Origin of the sequence: Phyllobacterium myrsinacearum, assembly GCF_014138285.1 — a bacterium.
GTDB classification, from domain to species: Bacteria; Pseudomonadota; Alphaproteobacteria; order Rhizobiales; family Rhizobiaceae; genus Phyllobacterium; species Phyllobacterium myrsinacearum_A.
In genome coordinates this window covers 101796-119264 of the sequence record NZ_JACGXN010000008.1, presented here as the reverse complement: position 1 = coordinate 119264, position 17469 = coordinate 101796, and the positions used below count along the sequence as shown (strand labels likewise).

Here is a 17469-nt window from a genome sequence, read left to right as displayed (position 1 = left end):
TTTCACCGGCCTTCGCGATACCACATGCTGCCAAGCACCAGGATCATTGCCGCCAGACCGAGGAAACCCGAGAACAACGGCAGGCGATTGACACTTTTCAGTACGGTTTCATTTGTTGGCCGCAGGCCGATCCAGTTGTCGCCGCTGGCACTGGCAAAACCGCGTGATGCGACAATACTGGGCACGTCGATGGACGGCTGATCAGCGGTTGCGCGCAAGCGGCGCGTACCGCCGCCGCTCTCGCGGGCCAGACCATCAAGCTTGTCCGTGGTTGATACGTTGTCGGCAAATTCCGGTGCATCGACCGGTCCCACATGGGCGAGTGTCGTCTGATCGCCGTTGGCCACCTGAAACAGCCCGATTTCCGTTGTAGGCACCGAGGCGGTGAACACGCCCGGTTCTGTTTCGGTGAGCGGGATATTCTGCCGCTTGCCCGATGGCGTGATGATGCTCGCCTGTTCGGCGGTCTTCTTCATTGTCTGACGGCGGATTTCGAGATTCCGGCCACTGCCGGTTGCCGTCAGCGCTTCCTCTTCCAGTTCCGGTTCTTTCATCAGCCAATGGGCGATCCGGCGGTAGAGCGCCGCATGCGGGCCGCCGCCTTCAAAACCACGGGCCCAAAGCCAACCCTGATCGGAAAGAAACATGCCGACACGGCCTTCACCGATGCGGTTGAGCACCAGCAATGGCTTGTCACCGGCATTCATGACAACGGAACCTTCCGGCTGATTGACATCGATGACACGGAACCAGCGGCTCCACTGCGGCGGTTCCTGCGTGCTGCCTTCAAGACCGCGGGTCACAGGGTGACGTTTGCCGTCCTCGCTCAAACGCGGATAGAACGCTTTTTCGGTAACCTCTCCGGTCGGTGTTGCGGGCAGTACGGTCAGGAGCGGGGTATTGGCGATCGACACGTTGCCCGCATATTCAGGGCCGGCGGCAATCAGCAGCGCGCCGCCCTTCTGCACGTAGTCGTTGATGTAGTCATAATAGAGCAGCGGCAGCACATCACGGTGCTGATAGCGGTCGAAAATAATCAGATCGAACTGGTCGATCTTCTCGACAAACAACTCACGGGTCGGAAAAGCAATCAGCGACAGTTCATTGATCGGCGTGCTGTCCTGTTTTTCAGGCGGGCGCAGAATGGTGAAGTGGACGAGATCCACCGAAGCATCGGATTTCAGAAGATTGCGCCAGGTCCGCTCACCATTGTGGGGCTCGCCGGATACCAGCAGAACCTTGAGATTCTCGCGGATACCGTCAACCATGGCAACCGCGCGGTTGTTCACCTCGGTCAGTTCATTGGGAACGGCATCGACTGCAAGCTCGACAATATTGACACCGGCGCGGGGCAGCGTCACCTCAAGTGGCATCTCCTCGCCGATGATTGCATCCTGCGTTGTTACTTCATTGCCATTGACGCGAACAGTCACGCGCGCCCGGCCGCCTTGCGGCTCACCGGCTGCCGTGACCTTGTAGGTCATCTGCTGCGGCTTGCCGGTAATACCAAAACGCGGGGCACGGACGAACTGCACGCGCCGGTCGATCTCGCCGGGCCTGCCGGTAATGAGACCATGCACCGGTGCATTGAAACCAAGCCCGGCAACACTGTTCGGGATATCATGAACCTGACCGTCGGTGATCATGATGGCGCCGCCGATACGTGACGGCGGAACATCGCGGAATGCACCATTCACTGCCTGGAACAGGCGTGTGGCCGTAGCGTCATCATTCTCGTTGGCGCGATTGGTCTCGACGGTCCGCACCTCGAATTGCGGCAAACGGCCGAGCGCTGCCTGAACCTGTTTGAGCGCTTCCGTTGTATCCGCGGAGCGGTCGCCAATGTCCTGGCTTTGGCTCCGGTCGGCAATCACAGCCACGACACTCTTGAGCGGCTCGCGTTCTTCGTTGATGACGACAGGATTGAACAGAGCCATGGCCAGTGCGGCGACTGCGAGCAAGCGGATCACGCCGCCGCGCTGGCGCAGATAAAGGCCCGCCAATGCAAGCGCCAGCAGGGGCAGAAGCAGCAGCGCCAGAAGCGGTGTCGAGAGAAGGGGCTGGAAATCGAGGGAAAGATACATGTCAGTTCGCCAGCCGCTTCAAGAGTTCAGGTACATGCACCTGATCCGATTTGTAGTTGCCGGTCAGCATGTACATGACGATGTTGATACCCGCGCGATAGGCCAGAACCCGCTGATCGGGATCATTTGGAATTGTTGGAAGCAGAGGCGTGCCGCTGGCATTGACTGCCCACGCCCCGGCAAAATCATTGCCTGTTATCATGATGGGCGAAACCCCGTCGCCAACGCGCACGGGCCTGTCTTTACTGGCTTCCGGTGCCTGTGAAGCCTGTACCCAGAGCTGGCTGCCGCGGAACCGGCCGGGGAAATCCTGCAGGATATAAAAGGCCTTGGTCAGCACGTGATCCGTTGGTACCGGTTCCAACGCGGGTATGTTCAGGCCGGAAAGGATTTCGCGCAGCCGCGCATTGGCCGGAGTGGCGCTGTTGTCAAAACTGATTGCCGCGGCATCCTGATCGCGCGTATCGAAGAGGACGGTGCCGCCCTGTTGCATATAGGCGTCTATCCTGGCGATCGAGGCGGGTGACGGCATTTTGGCAGACGGGTCGATCGGCCAGTAGATCAGCGGGAAGAATGCCAGTTCGTCGCTCTCGGGATTGACCCCGATGGGGTCACCCGGCTCCAGCGCTGTACTGTCGGCAAGGGCTCTGGAAAGGCCAAACAAGCCCGCCTTGCTGATATCGTCAACGGCACTGTCGCCCGTGATCACATAGGCAAGGTGCGTGACATTGACGGCATCCAGTATCGCCTGGTCGCCCGGCTTGCTGTCATTTTGCTGGGCCCGTGCAGGAGAAGGGCCGAGTGCCAAAACAGCGGGAATGAGCAGGATTGCCAGAGAAGCCGCTGCAACAGTCTTCAAACGGCGGCGCATATGCCCGCCAAGCCAGAGAATGGCCAGAGCATCGAGAGCCAGAAGCAGGGCTGCAAGGCCAAACAATGGGCCACGCAGCGGCAGTGACTCGTCAGCGGCATAACGGGCGGTGGTGACGGGTATGGTCAGGTCGGGGCGTACCAAAGGCTTTATCTCGCTGTCTGGGCGGAAGAGATTGAGCGCACTCATTGAATCTTCGACACCATAGAAGCCGGGAGGATTGTCGAAGCTCACCTTGCCAGTTTCTCCTGCCTTGAGGATCAGGGGTTTCGCGTCTCCGCCCGGTGGAGTCAGGGCTCCTTCCGCGTTCAACGTCAGATAAGGCGGAAGTGCGCGGGAAGCGCCAGCACCATTTTCTTGCGGCGAGGGGCCGGTATTGCGTGACAGGGTCAGAATCCGGTGCAGCATGTCGACGAAACTGCCGCTGATCGGAAGATTTGACCAGGTAGCCTCCGGCGTAACGTGAAACAGAACGATCTGGCCGCGTCCGCGGGTCTCGCCGGTCACCAGCGGCGTACCATCGGCCAGATTGGCCCAGCTCTTTTCGAAGAGATCAACAGCGGGTTCCGCCAATACCTGCCGCGTGACAGTCACATCCTGGGGTGTCGGCAGACCAGCAAAGGGGCCCGTATCCGGGAACGCGGCGATGGGTTGCGATTCCTTCCACGAGAGCGCACCACCCAGAGAGCGTTCACCCTTGCGCAGATTGACCGGTAAAAGCGGGTCCTGTTCGCTATTGCCCGCAAGACGCGGTCCGGCGAAACGGATCAGCGTGCCGCCCTTGGCAACCCAGTCAACCATGGCCTGCTCGGTTTCTCCGGGCAGCTTGCCGATATCGGCCATGATGATCACGGACGGTTTCTGCTCCAGAAGCTCGGGAACGGCTTTGGTTAGCTCCGCATTGCGCGGGCGCAGGAGATCTGCGAACGGTTCAAGCGCGCGCGAAATATAATAGAGTGGTGAAAGCAGGGGTTGCGACAGATCCGCTTCCGAGCCTGAAAGCAGGGCCACGCGCCGCCGTTTGTTGTTGTCATCGACGAGGAACGTCGCCCCGGCATGGGGTGCATTGTCGATACGCAGGCTGTTGAAATCGTTGCGCAGTTCGTATGGAGCCGTGATCACGGCTTCACCAGTCGCTTCATTGGCACGGAAAACCAGACCGGTTTCGGCAATACGGCGGCCTTTTTCATCATAGGCGCCGATGGTGACGCCACCCGGTGCCCGGCTGTCATTGGAACGGACGGCGTGGACGGTCAACCCGTTCGCATTGTTCTCCACCTGCCTGATGGCAGAAAGCGCAGCGATTGATGGCTGATACCAGATCACCGATGCAATGCCGCTGGCTTCCATCGATTTCACGGCCGCAGTTGCCTGCGGGGTATCGACGCCATCGTTGAGATAGGCAACGCGAACGCCATTGACGCCTGAAAGTACGGTTTTCAGGCGGTCGAAGGCGGCGGCACGGTCGACAGGGATCGGCCGGACATTCAGCGCGCGCAGCCGTTCGAGTGCGGTTGTGGCATCGAGCGGCCCGACATCCGCATTCAGCTTTTCGGCGGTTCCAAGGATGTAGATGAGCGCACCGGAGGCATTGGCGTCGGCAATCAGCCGTTCAGCCGTTTCCTTGCGCGCATTCCATTCTTCGTTGGAGGACCAGCCATTGTCGAGCACGATGGCGACCGGCTCCTTGCCGTTCAAGGTTTCGGGGCGCGGATTCCAGACCGGTTCAGCCAGTGCCAGAATGACCAGCGCCGCCAGCAGGAGCCGCAGTAATGTCAGCCACCAGGGGCTCCTGTCCGGCGTTTCTTCCTTCTTGAGGATCTGCGCGAGGATTTTCAGCGGCGGGAATGATTCCCGGATCGGCCGCGGCGGTGTTGCCCGCAACAGCCACCAAATGACTGGAAGGGCCAGAAGACCCAGAAGAATCGCCGGTGCACCGAGGGCGAGAGGAAAAGCACCCATCATATGCCGGTCCTCTGGTAACCGGCATCGGCCGTCATATTCAGGTGTATGGAAACGAGTGCTTCCGAGGCAAGCCGGTCCGTACGGTTGGTCGTATAGCTCCAGCCGATGCGACGGCAATAGGCGCTGAGGGTTTCGCGGCGGGCGAAGAACAGTCGCCTGTACTCCTCGGCATAATCCTGGGCGCGTCCGACGGTCAGTATCGCTCCAGATTCCGGGTCGACGAATTCCGTGCGCCGCTTGTAGGGAAAATCCTCTTCTGTCGGGTCATAGATTTCCACCAGATGGGCACGGGCGCCACGCTGGGCAATCTGCTCAAGCATCACAAGTGTTTCGTTGACCGGTTCGAGAAAATCGCTGACCAGAACCACGTCGGAAAAGCGTCTGACCCTGCTGAAATCCGGCTGTTTGGGCAGATTGATTGCATGGGATAGTGCCGTTGCCAGCCGTTCCGCACCGTTGGCGGCGGAGGTTGGGTCCGTCACATCAGGGAAGGCAATGCGTTCGCCGCTGCGCGACAGAAGATCGGCCAATGCCAAAGTAATCACGAGTGCGCGCGATTCTTTTGATACCTGCGCCATATCGGACTTGTAGAGCATGGACGCCGAGGAATCCGCCCAAAGCCATACGGTGTGGGCTGCTTCCCACTCCTGATCGCGGATATAAATCCGGTCGTCCCGGGCGGAACGGCGCCAGTCGATACGCGAAACAGCCTCGCCCTCCGTATAGGGCCGGAACTGCCAGAAGGTTTCGCCCACGCCGCTTTTGCGCCGGCCATGCCAGCCGGTGTTCGTGGTGTTGGCAATGCGGCGCGCTTCGACCAGAAGATCAGGCAACAGTGCAGCGCGCTGGCGCCCGCGCGCCAATGCATCGCGTGTCCCGGTCTTCTGGACCTGAGCGCCGATGGCTGCCATCAGAGGGCGGCCTTGGTCAGGTTCGCAATGACTTCACGGACATTCATCCCATCGGCACGGGCGGCGAAAGTCAGCGCCATGCGGTGCTGCAGGACCGGTTCCGCAAGCGCCTTCACGTCATCGACGGAAGGGGCAAGGCGTCCATCATAAAGCGCACGGGCACGGGCGCAGAGCATCAGCGCCTGACTGGCGCGGGGGCCGGGACCCCACGCGATGAACTTCTGTGCTATCTCGTTGTCCGCGCCGGGACGGGCCGAGCGCACGAGTTTGAGAATGGCTTCGACAACACCGTCTGCAACGGGAATGCGGCGGATCAGCTGCTGCATCTCCCGCAGACGCTCGGCGTCGATGGTCTTGGCGGCGCGAACTTCTGACGTGCCCGTGGTTTCCAGCAATACCCGGCGCTCCGCATCCAGCTCAGGATACAGGATATCGATCTGCATCAGGAAGCGGTCGAGCTGGGCTTCGGGCAGGGGATATGTACCTTCCTGCTCAAGCGGATTTTGTGTTGCGAGCACGTGGAACGGTGTTGGCAGGTCATGCCGTTCGCCCGCAACCGTCACATGATACTCCTGCATGGATTGCAACAGCGCGGACTGGGTGCGCGGCGAGGCTCGGTTGATCTCGTCGGCCATCAGCAGCTGGGCAAAGATCGGGCCCCGGACATAGCGGAACGAGCGTTTGCCGTGATCATCCTGCTCCATGACCTCGGAGCCGATAATATCGGATGGCATCAGGTCGGGGGTGAACTGCACGCGGCGCTCGTCAAGTCCAAGCACGGTACCAAGCGTTTCAACCAGCTTGGTCTTGGCGAGGCCGGGGACGCCGACCAGAAGCGCATGGCCACCGGCCAGCAATGCCACAAGCGTGCGTTCGATCACGCTTTCCTGACCAAAGATGACCGTACCGATTGCAGCGCGTATCCGGGAAATATCGGCCAGCGCCTTCTCGGCTTCTGCTATCATCGCCTTCGGATCGGATGGTTCCCCGGTTTTGATAATCGTCATGGTTTACCTCGTCTCTGGCTTGGAGCTGGTTTATGGTCAGTTCCATTATTAAATGAGTCTAAATCACTATGACATGCTGACAAGCGGTTTAACGGTGACTATTTCGTGACGAATGAACAAAAAGGTCTTGTAATGGCACAGTCAGAAGGCAGTTTGCGGGATGCAGCAGGTCTTGAAGCGCTGATTTCGCGCGCCGCTGCCCAAGGCAAGGGCCTGCCGCCCGTTGAAAAATGGAATCCTGATTTCTGTGGGGATCTCGATATGGAGATCAAGGCGGATGGCACATGGTTCTATATGGGAACGCCCATCGGCAGGGCACCGCTGGTCCGGCTTTTCTCCACGGTCCTGCGCAAGGACGCGGATGGCAAGACCTATCTGGTGACACCCGTCGAGAAGGTCGGTATTCGTGTCGAAGATGCTCCCTTCCTCGGGGTTGAGCTCAATGTGTCGGGCAAGGGCGATGACCAGATCATGACGTTTCGCACCAATGTCGGCGATATCGTCGAGGTGAATGCCGACAATCCGTTGCGCTTTGTCATCGATCCGGCCAATGGCGGGCTGAAGCCCTATGTCTTGGTGCGCGGACGGCTGGAGGCCTTGCTGGCGCGTCCGGTCATGTACGAACTGGTCAGCCATGGCGAAGATATCGTGATTGATGGCAAGTCCATGTTTGCCGTGCGCTCCGGCGGAACAGTCTTTCCGATCATGCCCTCCGGCGAACTGGAAGAGCAGAGCCTATGAGCCAGACCCTGCGACATGAAGACGGCTTTTCTGCCCGCGCCTTTGCCCAGCGCGTCGCCTCAAAAGGCAATGAAACGCTGAGCGTCGACCATGGCGACCATCTGCTCAATCCGGATCTCGACGCCTTGATCGCGGCCACCAAACTGCGTGATGCGGCTGTGCTGATCCCGATCGTCGATCGCGGGGATGAAGCCGGTGTCATTCTCACCCTGCGCAATGCCAATATGCGCAAGCATTCGGGACAGGTGGCTTTTCCTGGCGGCGCCATTGATCCGGAAGATGATTTTGAACCGGAAAAGGCAGCCCTGCGGGAGACTTATGAGGAGATCGGATTGGAGGGGCGGCATGTCGAGCTTCTCGGCCGTCTGCCGCGCTACCTCACCACCACAGGCTATTCCATCACGCCGGTGCTGGGGCTGGTTCATCCCCCTTTTACGCTGACGCCCAATCCGGATGAAGTGGCCGATGTGTTCGAAGTGCCATTGTCCTTTCTGATGAATCCTGCCAACCACCGCAGGGAAAGCCGCATATGGCAGGACAAGGAACGTTTCTATTATACGATGCCGTTCGGTGACCGCTTCATCTGGGGCGTTACAGCCGGCATCATCCGCACACTCTATGAAAGGCTCTATTCTTGAGCACGAGAATTTCCATTGCCGACAAGGCTCCGTGGCTGCAGGACGCGGCTTTGCAAAAGCTGCTTGCGGCCCTTTCTGCCAATGGCGAAGGCGCGCGCATCGTCGGCGGTGCGGTGCGCAATACGCTCCTCGGGCAGGCGGTGTCCGATCTCGACATCGCGACGACCTGCGTGCCGGATGAAACGATACACCGGGCGGAGGCGGCGGGTTTCAAAACGGTGCCGACCGGGATCAGCCACGGTACGGTGACTGTCATCGCCGACAAGCGGCCGTTCGAGGTCACCACGCTGCGCGCCGATGTCAAGACGGACGGTCGTCATGCCGCCGTTGCCTTCGGACGGGATTGGCAGGTGGATGCGGCGCGGCGAGACTTCACCATCAATGCGCTTTACGTCGAGGCAGATGGCACGATCGTTGATCTGGTCGGTGGTCTTGCGGATATTGAAAGCCGGACGTTGCGTTTCATCGGCGATGCGGAGCAACGCATCCGTGAAGATTACCTGCGTATCCTGCGGTTTTTCCGCTTCTTTGCCTGGTATGGCCACGGCCGACCGGAAAGCGAGGGCCTGAAGGCTTGTGCAAGATTGAAAGACGGTCTGGCGCAGCTGTCGTCGGAACGTGTCTGGTCGGAGCTTAAGAATATGCTGGCGGCGCCGGACCCGTCTCGCGCCCTTCTTTGGATGCGGCAGGCCGGCGTACTGACAGCGGTTCTTCCAGAGAGCGAAAAGTGGGGCATCGACACGATCCACGGGCTTGTCAAAACGGAAAAAGAGCTTGGCTGGCACGCCGATCCGCTTCTGCGTCTCGCCAGCATCGTTCCGCCCCATACGGATCGCGTCAACGAGATGGCTCAACGTCTCAAACTTTCCAATCAGGAACGGGAGCGACTGCTGGCATGGGCTGCCGCCGTCGTGCCCAATCCTGAAATTTCAGAGGCGGGTTTCGCCAAACGGCTCTATCGCAGTGACGGGCAAGGCATGATCGACCGCCTGCGCCTTGCACTGGTATCGGCGCGCATGGACGCGCTCAATGACAATGCCGCTATGATGCGGGCGGGGCATCTGTCAAAGCTTCTGGAGTTCGCCGAACGTTACGAAAAGCCCAAGTTTCCGGTTACCGGCGGCGATCTCGTCGCTGCCGGTCTGGAAAAAGGGCCTGAAGTAGGAAAGCTGCAACGTGCTTTGGAAGATACCTGGATTGACTCAGGCTTTATCCTCGACCGTAGTGCGCTGCTTGCCAGAATTCCCGAATTCGTCGCTAAAACCTAGGCGGCCCTAGTCTTTTCAGGCTGAATGTTGGCCTTGATCGTCTCCAGCATGGGTTCGCGAATGGCTGTTTCGCCATGGGTTTCACGAAGATGTTCAGTTGTGCGGCGGATGATTTCAGCTTCGGTGTCGTGACGGGTATGCCACTGGCAACCGGGAACGATGCAATGAAGTTCTTTCATGGCCTTTTCTCCCTGTTGTGAGCCCGGCGTGTGACGAACTCTCTCCATCGAGATACGGCTTCACATGCCGTACCAACAGCAGCATAACGCATGAAAAACGAGATTGATCCCTTAAAAGATCACATCACGGCCATTTGACCGTTGGCGGCATGGACGACAGGATCGAATCCACATTGCCACCGGTTTTGAGGCCGAAGATCGTGCCGCGGTCATAGAGCAGGTTGAACTCGACATAGCGCCCGCGGCGGACCAGCTGTTCCTGCCGGTCTTCGGCGCTCCAGTCCTGATTGAAGTGCTGACGCACGAGATAGGGGTAAACGACAGAAAATGCCCGGCCGACGTCGCGGGTAAAAGCAAAGTCAGCCTCCCAGCCGCCATTCTCTTCGGACGAATGCAGCCAGTCATAGAAAATGCCGCCTGTGCCACGCGGCTCCTTGCGGTGCGGCAGATAAAAGTACTCGTCGCACCAGTCCTTGAACTTCTCGTGATTGGCGACCGCCGAATGCTTGTCGCAGACGAATTTCAATGACTTGTGGAAGGCTGTCGTATCCGCATCGTCCTGCGTCCGTTTGCGGTCGAGAACCGGCGTCAGATCCGCGCCGCCGCCAAACCACTGGCGGGTCGTGACCACCATGCGTGTATTCATATGAACGGCAGGAACATATGGATTTTGCGGATGGGCGATCAGGGAAATACCCGAGGCCCAGAAGCGTGGATCCTCCTCGGCGCCGGGTATCTGCTTACGAAACTCCTGAGAAAATTCGCCGTGGACCGTTGAGGTGTGAACCCCGACTTTCTCGAAGACGCGACCATGCATGATGGACATGATTCCGCCGCCGCCTTTCCCTTCTTCCCGTTGCCACGGCGTCTGCACGAAACGGCCTGGAGCCCGGTCGGAGAGCGGCCCCTCAAGATCATCCTCGATCTTTTCAAGGCTGGCGCAGATCTTGTCGCGCAATTCGGCAAACCACGCGGTCGCGGCTACCTTCTTGTCTTCCAGCGCTTCAGGCAGAATGGCGGGAATGTCTGGGCGGTCCATATCAACGAATCCTTCTTGCTGTGCACTTTATCACATCCGGGCGGCGGCAAAGGAAGGAGCTGTTTCTGCTATCCCAAAAAAATGACTCGTTTTCAGGGCTCGGTTTGATCTAATCTCCCGTGTGTAGGGTTCAGGAAGGGATACGAGATGGTCTCCAAAGTACCCAGGACACACTTTCCCAAGCCACCGCTTGACGGCTTGAGGAAGCAGCTGAAGGAAAGCCGGGGCGAAGCTACCCGGCAGCGCGGGGCATTCATCCGCGAGAGTTTCCGCCTGCCACGCCTTGCTGCACGGGAGAAGGCGAAGGAATGGTTTGAGCAATATCCGAAAGCGGCCTACTGGACAGAGATCGAGAGTTGGTATGAACGGCCGGGCGATATCATCGAATTCACGATGCGCCGTTTGCCGAATGCGGACTGAAAATCATCAAAAATGGTCATTCAACGACCAAAAATCCTCGAACGATCCGCAGAATTGGTCTGATCTCTGCGGAACCGAACATTTTTCTTCATAAAAGACATCAAAATATTTCAATGATGGATTCAGGATTGTCATGAATCGTGGCTGACAGCCCGCCATAAAGACAGTAGAACTTTTTTCCAGTGCCGGAGAATCTTCCGGCCGCGCAATAAAAAATTCAAGGAGGACACTATGCGCTTATCGTTGATCTCTGGCGTGGCGTTGACGGCTGTCATGGCGATGACTTCATTCGCCCGGGCTGACATCGTCATCGGGAACATCGCGCCTGTAACCGGCCCTGTGGCTGCCTACGGCATGCAGGTGAAGAATGGCGTTGCAGCTGCTGCAGAAGCCATCAATGCCGAAGGCGGCATCAAGGGCGAGAAGATCGTCATCAAGCTTTTCGATGATGCCGGCGAGCCGAAGCAGGGTGTGTCGGTTGCCAACCAGGTGGTCGGCGAAGGTATCAAGTTTGTGGTTGGTCCGGTCACCTCAGGTGTTTCGATGCCTGTTTCGGACGTGCTGGCTGAAAACGGCATCCTGATGATCACTCCGACGTCCACCACACCCGACCTGACCACACGCGGTCTGGAAACCGTGTTCCGCACCTGCGGCCGCGATGACCAGCAGGCTGAAGTCGCTGCCCAGTACATTCTTGAGCACTACAAGGACAAGCGCATTGCTGTCGTCTATGACAAGAACACCTACGGCACGGGTCTGGCCAATGGCCTGAAGGCAACGCTCAACAAGGGCGGCGTCAAGGAAGTTGTCGATCAGGGCATCAATGCCGGTGAAAAGGACTACAGTGCGCTCATTACCCGCCTGAAGTCGGAAAAAGCCGATGTGATCTATTTTGGCGGCTACCATCCTGAAGGCGGACTGATTGCCCGTCAGCTGGCCGATCAGGGCATCAAGGCCCAGATCATCGGTGCCGAAGGCCTGTCGAACACCGAATATTGGGCCATTGGCGGCGAAGCTGCTGCCGGTACTCTGTTCACCAACAGTGCTGATCCGACAAAGAACCCTTCTGCTGCGAAGATCATGGAAGCTTTGAAGGCCAAGAATATTCCGGCTGAAGCATTCACGCTCAATGCCTATGCAGCACTGCAGGTCATCAAGGCCGGTATCGAAAAGGCTGGCTCTGCCGATCCGGCAGCCGTTGCCGAAGCGCTGCATTCCGGCGCACCGGTTTCGACCGTTGTTGGCGATCTGACCTACGCGAAAACAGGCGATCTGACGACGCCGACCTTCGTTCTCTACAAGTGGGAAGACGGCAAGGCAGCCGAAATCAAGTAAGCTTGCCTTTGATGGAAATGGAACGCCGGTCAGAAATGGCCGGCGTTTTTCATGCCAGCGAGAATTGCCGCAGGGCTTCACCCGTGGCGATCGCTGCGGACAGCGCAAGATTGAGCGAGCGTGCGCCCGGCACCATCGGAATAATCAGCCTTGCATCCGCCGCTTGGTGAACGTCCTCCGGTACACCGGATGATTCGCGTCCCAGCAGCAGGATATCGCCCGGCTGAAAAGTAAATTGCGTGTAGGGCACCGCCGCCTTGGTGGAGAACAGCAGCAACCGGCGCTTTTCGCCGAGCCGCCAGTTGTGAAAATGCTGCCAGTCCGCATGGCGTGTGAGCGCCGCCTGTTCGAGATAATCCATGCCTGCCCGCTTGAGTGATCGGTCGGAGACATCGAAGCCCGCAGGCTCGATGAGATCGACGCTGATACCGAAGCAGGCGGCCATGCGCAGGATCGTGCCTGTGTTGCCGGGAATATCAGGCTGATAGAGCGCGATGCGCAGGTTGGTTTTTTCTTCAGTCACAGGGGGCGTGCTCCATCGGCAACATTTTGCTCATACAAGCGTATTTCATGAGAATAGGCTCTCGCTTTTTCCGTTCATAATAGGTATAGGGTTTCGACCGCAACGCTAATCTTGGAGGTGTCGATGACTGAATTTTTCCGACTTCTTCCAAACCGGATGGCTTCTCCTGCTGAAGCCGTGGCCGGTGTCGTTGGCGGTCTTGTGTCTGTTTTTTCCGCGTAGTTTTTCTTCCAAGACACGAGTCGCATTCGCCCAACAGGGTTGGCGTTTGCATGTATGTCTCCTTCTACTTTGATCATGCTCCGGCAACCCAAGCGCAGTAACCGCCAGTCTGCGCCGGATTTATTCCTGTCTCGCATTTTTTGCCGGGACTGCTGCCCGAAAGAGGTTAGATAATGTTTCGCTGGTTTGAACAAAGGCTTGATGCGTTTCCAGCTGCCGAGCCCCGTGAGCCACCCAAAACACTGGTTGCGTTCTGTTTGCATTATACACGCGGTGTCTGGCCATGGCTCGCCGTCATGGCGGTATGCACCGCATCGATCGCTGTCCTTGAAGTGTCCATGTATGCGTTCATGGGCAATGTCGTCGACTGGCTGTCCAGCCAGTCGCGCGAGACGTTCATTGCGCAGGAAGGCTGGAAGCTCGCGTTGCTTGCAGGTGTTGTACTCATCCTGATGCCGGCTATCGTGCTGTTCGATTCGCTGGTTATCCATCAGACCCTGCTGAGCAATTATCCCATGCGGATTCGCTGGCTCGTGCACCGTTATGTCGTGCGCCAGTCAATGACGTTCTTTCAGGACGAGTTCGCCGGACGGATTTCCACCAAGCTCATGCAGACATCGCTTGCCGTACGTGAAGCGGTGATGAAGCTGCTTGATGTCCTGAATTATGTGATCGTCTATTTCAGCGGCACGCTGATCATTGCCGCCGCTGCAGATCTGCGTCTCATGATACCGTTTCTGGTCTGGCTGGCAGCCTATGTCGGGTTGATGTGGTATTTCATCCCGAAGCTGCAGGTTGCGTCCAAGGCGCAGGCAGATTCCCGGTCGTCCATGACGGGGCGTATTGTGGATAGCTATACCAACATCGCCACGGTCAAGCTCTTCTCCCATTCCAAGCGGGAGGAAAGCTATGCCCGCGAGGGAATGGAGGAATTCCTGTCGACCGCCTACACGCAGATGCGCATGGTGACCGGTTTCCACGTCACGCTTTACGCGATGAACTGTCTCCTTTTGTTCTCGGTGAGCAGTATTGCGATCTGGCTATGGCTCGGCTCCGCCATCTCGGTTGGTGCCGTTGCGGTCGGTATCGGCCTTGTACTGCGTCTCAACGGCATGTCGCAGTGGATCATGTGGGAAATGTCGGCATTGTTCGAGAATATCGGCACGGTGGAAGACGGCATAACCTCTATCTCGCTGCCACGGCTTGTCACGGATGTTCCCAAAGCGCCGGAACTGGCGGTAACTGCCGGTGCGATCAGCTTCGAGGCGATTGGCTTCCATTATGGCAAGGGCGCCGGCGTCATTGATCGTCTGTCCCTCGACATTCGCCCCGGTGAAAAGATCGGGCTTGTCGGGCGGTCGGGTGCGGGCAAGTCGACGCTCGTCAACCTGCTCTTGCGGTTCTACGACCTGGAGAGTGGTCGCATCACGATCGATGGTCAGGACATCGCGAAGGTGAAGCAGGATTCACTGCGTGAACATATCGGCATGATCACGCAGGATACCTCGCTGCTGCATCGCTCGATCCGGGACAATGTGCTGTATGGCAGGCCCGATGCCTCGGAAGAACTGATGCGTCAGGCCGTGCAGAATGCACAGGCGGAGGCATTCATCGAGGCAGCGTCCGATCCCAAGGGGCGGCGTGGATATGATGCCCATGTGGGCGAGCGTGGCGTCAAGCTTTCCGGTGGGCAGCGCCAGCGTGTCGCCATCGCCCGGGTCATGCTCAAGGATGCACCGATCCTCATCATGGACGAAGCAACCTCTGCGCTCGACTCGGAAGTGGAGGCCGCCATCCAGGACAATCTTTACCGGCTGATGCAGGGAAAGACCGTGATTGCCATCGCACACCGCCTGTCGACCATTGCAGCGCTCGATCGCCTCGTGGTGATGGACAAGGGCAAGATCGTGGAAAGTGGCAGCCATGAGGAGCTGATCGCTGCCAATGGCATCTATGCCAATCTCTGGGCCCGGCAGTCCGGAGGCTTCCTCGGATTGGATGACGAGCAGGAAGCGGCGGAATAGTCAGGTCTGATTCTCCGTACCAAGATGCCGCCTCCCGGTCCTGCCGGGAGGCGTTTTTCTTTGCCGGAGAATATCTGAACGAACTTTAATTTGACCGGCGAGGGGACTCACTCAAAAGTATCTTTTCAGTCGCGCGCTGCACGTCTGACCCAGAAAGGCTTCTGCACCGCATGAGAAATGTTTTCCGTCTTTTCGAAAGCTGGATTGATCCCTACGCCGCACCTCCGGCGGATCATGTTCCGTCGCGGCCCTTTCCGTTCATCTGGTTCTATGTCCGGCAGGCAAAGGCCGCTTTTTTCGCAGTGCTGGTACTCGGCGGACTGGTGGCGCTGACGGAAGCCGGCCTGTTCTGGTTTCTTGGCGGGCTCGTCGATATTCTGGCATCGGTCAATCCTGCAAAGGGCTGGCAGGGCTTGATGCAGGATCACGGCACGCCGCTCCTGCTGATGCTGGCAGGTGTCCTGGTCGCTCGGACAATCATCCTGACGCTGTCCGCACTGGTCGAAGAGCAGACTGTCGTGCCTGGTTTTTTCAATCTGGTGCGCTGGCAGGCGCATTTGCACACCTATCGCCAGAGCCTCGCCTTCTTCCAGAATGACTTTTCCGGGCGCATCGTCACCAAGGTCTGGGCCACCGGGCAGGCGGTGGGCGATTTCATGATGACGCTCCTGCAGGCCATCTGGATCTGCATCGTCTACAGCGTCACCACGATCGCATTGATCGGTGATCTTGATTGGCGGCTGGCCACAATCGTTATTGTCTGGCTAGCGGTGTTCAGCCTGATCGCCCGTTATTTCCTGCCGCGTGTGCGCCGGGCAGCGGCGGAAACAGCCGAAGCGAGTTCAGTTGTCACGGGTCGGCTCGTCGACGGCTACAGCAATATCCAGACATTGAAACTGTTCGGCAGTGCGGAGCGCGATGACGCCTATATGCGTCAGGGCATGCAGCGCTGGCTCGATGCCATAATCCCGTTGACGCGCGGCCTGAGCGGAATCCGTATTGCGCTTGGTGCAACCAGTGGCGTGATGATCTGCGCCGTGGCTGTCGTTTCGATTGATCTGTGGCTGAAGGCGGAGATCACGCCGGGTGCAATCGCTTTCACCCTCGGCCTTGTCCTGCGGTTGAGCATGCTTTTGGGACGGACAATGGCCAACCTCAATGGCCTCTTGCGCAACTACGGCACGATCCAGAATTCAATGGAGCTGCTGGCGCGGCCGGTAACCGTTGTCGACAGTCCGGATGCGACGAAGCTCACCGTGCCCGCGGGCGCCATCAGCTTCGACAACGTACAGTTTCACTATGACAGTTCGAAGCCCGTCTTCGACAGTCTGTCGCTGAGCGTCCTTCCCGGCGAAAAGGTCGGCCTTGTCGGGCGCTCCGGTGCAGGCAAGTCGACGCTGGTTAATCTACTTCTGCGTTTCTACAACGTGCAGGGCGGGCGCATCTTGATCGACGGTCAGGATATTGCGCATGTCACGCAGGACTCGCTGCGCGCGCATATCGGCATGGTGACGCAGGATACGTCGCTGCTGCACCGTTCGGTACGTGACAACATTCTCTACGGCCGGCCCGACGCGTCCGACGAATTGATGCGGCAGGCCGTGGAAAATGCGCAGGCCGAAACCTTCATTGCCGCCTTGACCGACCCCAAGGGGCGGCATGGTTTCGATGCGCATGTGGGCGAGCGGGGCGTCAAGCTTTCCGGCGGCCAGCGGCAGCGCATCGCCATTGCGCGGGTGATGCTGAAAGACGCACCGATTCTCATTCTGGACGAGGCGACATCGGCGCTCGATTCGGAAGTGGAAGCGGCGATTCAGGACAATCTCTACCGATTGATGCGCGGCAAGACAGTCATCGCCATCGCACACCGCCTGTCGACGATAGCGGCGCTTGACCGGCTGGTGGTCATGGATGAGGGGCGAATTGTCGAGAGTGGCAGCCACGAGGAACTAATCGCCGCCAACGGCCTCTATGCTGGACTTTGGGCGCGCCAATCGGGTGGCTTTATCGGCCGCATATGACATCGCTCGCAAAAGCCGAACAGATTCATGGCCAAAGAGTGGAAAAGGTGTGGCGACTTATCCCTGCGACATCCTGCCCTTGTGGCTCTGTCAGGCTGGACAAGCTCAAGCGACATGCTTAGAAACCACGCAATATGCTGGGGAATCCGCGCGGCTCATTTTGTGGGCCAGTCGTCTATTCTAGTGACAAAGTGGACTCTCCTGCGGCGTTGTTATTCGGA

Annotated in this window: 14 protein-coding genes; 7 read left to right on the top strand and 7 right to left on the bottom strand. The window is 58.5% G+C overall.

Annotated elements, in window-relative coordinates; translation table 11 throughout:
* Positions 1 to 2 precede the first annotated feature (2 nt).
* Genes FHW16_RS20880 through FHW16_RS20865 form a run of 4 tightly spaced genes read right to left on the bottom strand, consistent with a single transcriptional unit; the run spans position 3 to position 6838 of the window.
* On the bottom strand, positions 3 to 2084 hold the full coding sequence (locus FHW16_RS20880) for a hypothetical protein (protein WP_182551216.1): 2082 nt from the start codon (positions 2082 to 2084) through the stop codon (positions 3 to 5).
* Between the two features lies 1 nt (position 2085).
* Complete coding sequence (locus FHW16_RS20875) at positions 2086 to 4917, bottom strand: DUF4159 domain-containing protein (RefSeq protein ID WP_182551320.1); 2832 nt, start codon at positions 4915 to 4917, stop codon at positions 2086 to 2088.
* Entirely contained in the window at positions 4917 to 5831 is a 915-nt protein-coding gene (locus FHW16_RS20870; protein ID WP_182551215.1) for a DUF58 domain-containing protein, read from the bottom strand. The genes FHW16_RS20875 and FHW16_RS20870 overlap by 1 nt, the downstream gene beginning before the upstream one ends.
* Positions 5831 to 6838: an AAA family ATPase gene (locus FHW16_RS20865; RefSeq protein ID WP_182551214.1), complete on the bottom strand. Its 1008-nt coding sequence runs from the start codon at positions 6836 to 6838 to the stop codon at positions 5831 to 5833. The genes FHW16_RS20870 and FHW16_RS20865 overlap by 1 nt, the downstream gene beginning before the upstream one ends.
* A 132-nt stretch (positions 6839 to 6970) precedes the next feature.
* Between FHW16_RS20865 and FHW16_RS20860 the strand changes: the two genes are divergently transcribed.
* Genes FHW16_RS20860 through FHW16_RS20850 form a run of 3 tightly spaced genes read left to right on the top strand, consistent with a single transcriptional unit; the run spans position 6971 to position 9485 of the window.
* On the top strand, positions 6971 to 7579 hold the full coding sequence (locus tag FHW16_RS20860; protein WP_182551213.1) for a DUF1285 domain-containing protein: 609 nt from the start codon (positions 6971 to 6973) through the stop codon (positions 7577 to 7579).
* Positions 7576 to 8217: a CoA pyrophosphatase gene (locus FHW16_RS20855; RefSeq protein ID WP_182551212.1), complete on the top strand. Its 642-nt coding sequence runs from the start codon at positions 7576 to 7578 to the stop codon at positions 8215 to 8217. Before FHW16_RS20860 ends, FHW16_RS20855 begins: the two co-directional genes overlap by 4 nt.
* Entirely contained in the window at positions 8214 to 9485 is a 1272-nt protein-coding gene (locus FHW16_RS20850) for a CCA tRNA nucleotidyltransferase (protein ID WP_182551211.1), read from the top strand. The genes FHW16_RS20855 and FHW16_RS20850 overlap by 4 nt, the downstream gene beginning before the upstream one ends.
* Here the strand turns inward: FHW16_RS20850 and FHW16_RS20845 are convergent.
* Together FHW16_RS20845 and hemF are read right to left on the bottom strand one after the other, a co-directional pair.
* Positions 9482 to 9664, bottom strand: a complete 183-nt coding sequence (locus FHW16_RS20845) for a DUF1059 domain-containing protein (protein WP_182551210.1) — start codon at positions 9662 to 9664, stop codon at positions 9482 to 9484. The two genes, FHW16_RS20850 and FHW16_RS20845, sit on opposite strands and share 4 nt — an antisense overlap.
* A 124-nt stretch (positions 9665 to 9788) precedes the next feature.
* A complete protein-coding gene (hemF, locus tag FHW16_RS20840; protein WP_182551209.1) occupies positions 9789 to 10703 on the bottom strand; it encodes an oxygen-dependent coproporphyrinogen oxidase in 915 nt (304 codons plus the stop codon).
* A 147-nt stretch (positions 10704 to 10850) separates the two neighbouring features.
* Here hemF and FHW16_RS20835 point away from each other — a divergent pair, with 147 nt between their 5' ends.
* Both FHW16_RS20835 and FHW16_RS20830 read left to right on the top strand, forming a co-directional pair.
* A complete protein-coding gene (locus FHW16_RS20835) occupies positions 10851 to 11123 on the top strand; it encodes a hypothetical protein (protein ID WP_105732021.1) in 273 nt (90 codons plus the stop codon).
* A 231-nt stretch (positions 11124 to 11354) separates the two neighbouring features.
* Positions 11355 to 12458 (top strand): ABC transporter substrate-binding protein, encoded by a 1104-nt coding sequence (locus FHW16_RS20830; protein ID WP_182551208.1) that lies wholly within the window; start codon positions 11355 to 11357, stop codon positions 12456 to 12458.
* A gap of 49 nt (positions 12459 to 12507) precedes the next feature.
* On the opposite strand, the gene FHW16_RS20825 is transcribed toward FHW16_RS20830, so the two are convergent.
* Entirely contained in the window at positions 12508 to 12981 is a 474-nt protein-coding gene (locus FHW16_RS20825) for a TrmH family RNA methyltransferase (protein ID WP_182551207.1), read from the bottom strand.
* Positions 12982 to 13376: 395 nt separating this feature from the next.
* On the opposite strand from FHW16_RS20825, the gene FHW16_RS20820 reads away from it, so the two are divergent.
* A complete protein-coding gene (locus tag FHW16_RS20820) occupies positions 13377 to 15227 on the top strand; it encodes an ABC transporter ATP-binding protein (RefSeq protein WP_182551206.1) in 1851 nt (616 codons plus the stop codon).
* 170 nt (positions 15228 to 15397) lie between these two features.
* The gene (locus FHW16_RS20815) at positions 15398 to 17248 is read left to right on the top strand and encodes an ABC transporter ATP-binding protein (RefSeq protein ID WP_182551205.1); all 1851 of its coding nucleotides are present in this window, start codon (positions 15398 to 15400) and stop codon (positions 17246 to 17248) included.
* Positions 17249 to 17469 lie beyond the last annotated feature (221 nt).

Coding starts and splice junctions, on each gene's coding strand:
- FHW16_RS20820 (WP_182551206.1), top strand. CDS start 13,377: ATGTTTCGCTGGTTTGAACAAAGGCTTGATGCGTTTCCAGCTGCCGAG.
- hemF (WP_182551209.1), bottom strand. CDS start 10,703: ATGGACCGCCCAGACATTCCCGCCATTCTGCCTGAAGCGCTGGAAGAC.
- FHW16_RS20845 (WP_182551210.1), bottom strand. CDS start 9,664: ATGAAAGAACTTCATTGCATCGTTCCCGGTTGCCAGTGGCATACCCGT.
- FHW16_RS20815 (WP_182551205.1), top strand. CDS start 15,398: ATGAGAAATGTTTTCCGTCTTTTCGAAAGCTGGATTGATCCCTACGCC.
- FHW16_RS20830 (WP_182551208.1), top strand. CDS start 11,355: ATGCGCTTATCGTTGATCTCTGGCGTGGCGTTGACGGCTGTCATGGCG.
- FHW16_RS20855 (WP_182551212.1), top strand. CDS start 7,576: ATGAGCCAGACCCTGCGACATGAAGACGGCTTTTCTGCCCGCGCCTTT.
- FHW16_RS20835 (WP_105732021.1), top strand. CDS start 10,851: ATGGTCTCCAAAGTACCCAGGACACACTTTCCCAAGCCACCGCTTGAC.
- FHW16_RS20870 (WP_182551215.1), bottom strand. CDS start 5,831: ATGGCAGCCATCGGCGCTCAGGTCCAGAAGACCGGGACACGCGATGCA.
- FHW16_RS20865 (WP_182551214.1), bottom strand. CDS start 6,838: ATGACGATTATCAAAACCGGGGAACCATCCGATCCGAAGGCGATGATA.
- FHW16_RS20860 (WP_182551213.1), top strand. CDS start 6,971: ATGGCACAGTCAGAAGGCAGTTTGCGGGATGCAGCAGGTCTTGAAGCG.
- FHW16_RS20875 (WP_182551320.1), bottom strand. CDS start 4,917: ATGGGTGCTTTTCCTCTCGCCCTCGGTGCACCGGCGATTCTTCTGGGT.
- FHW16_RS20880 (WP_182551216.1), bottom strand. CDS start 2,084: ATGTATCTTTCCCTCGATTTCCAGCCCCTTCTCTCGACACCGCTTCTG.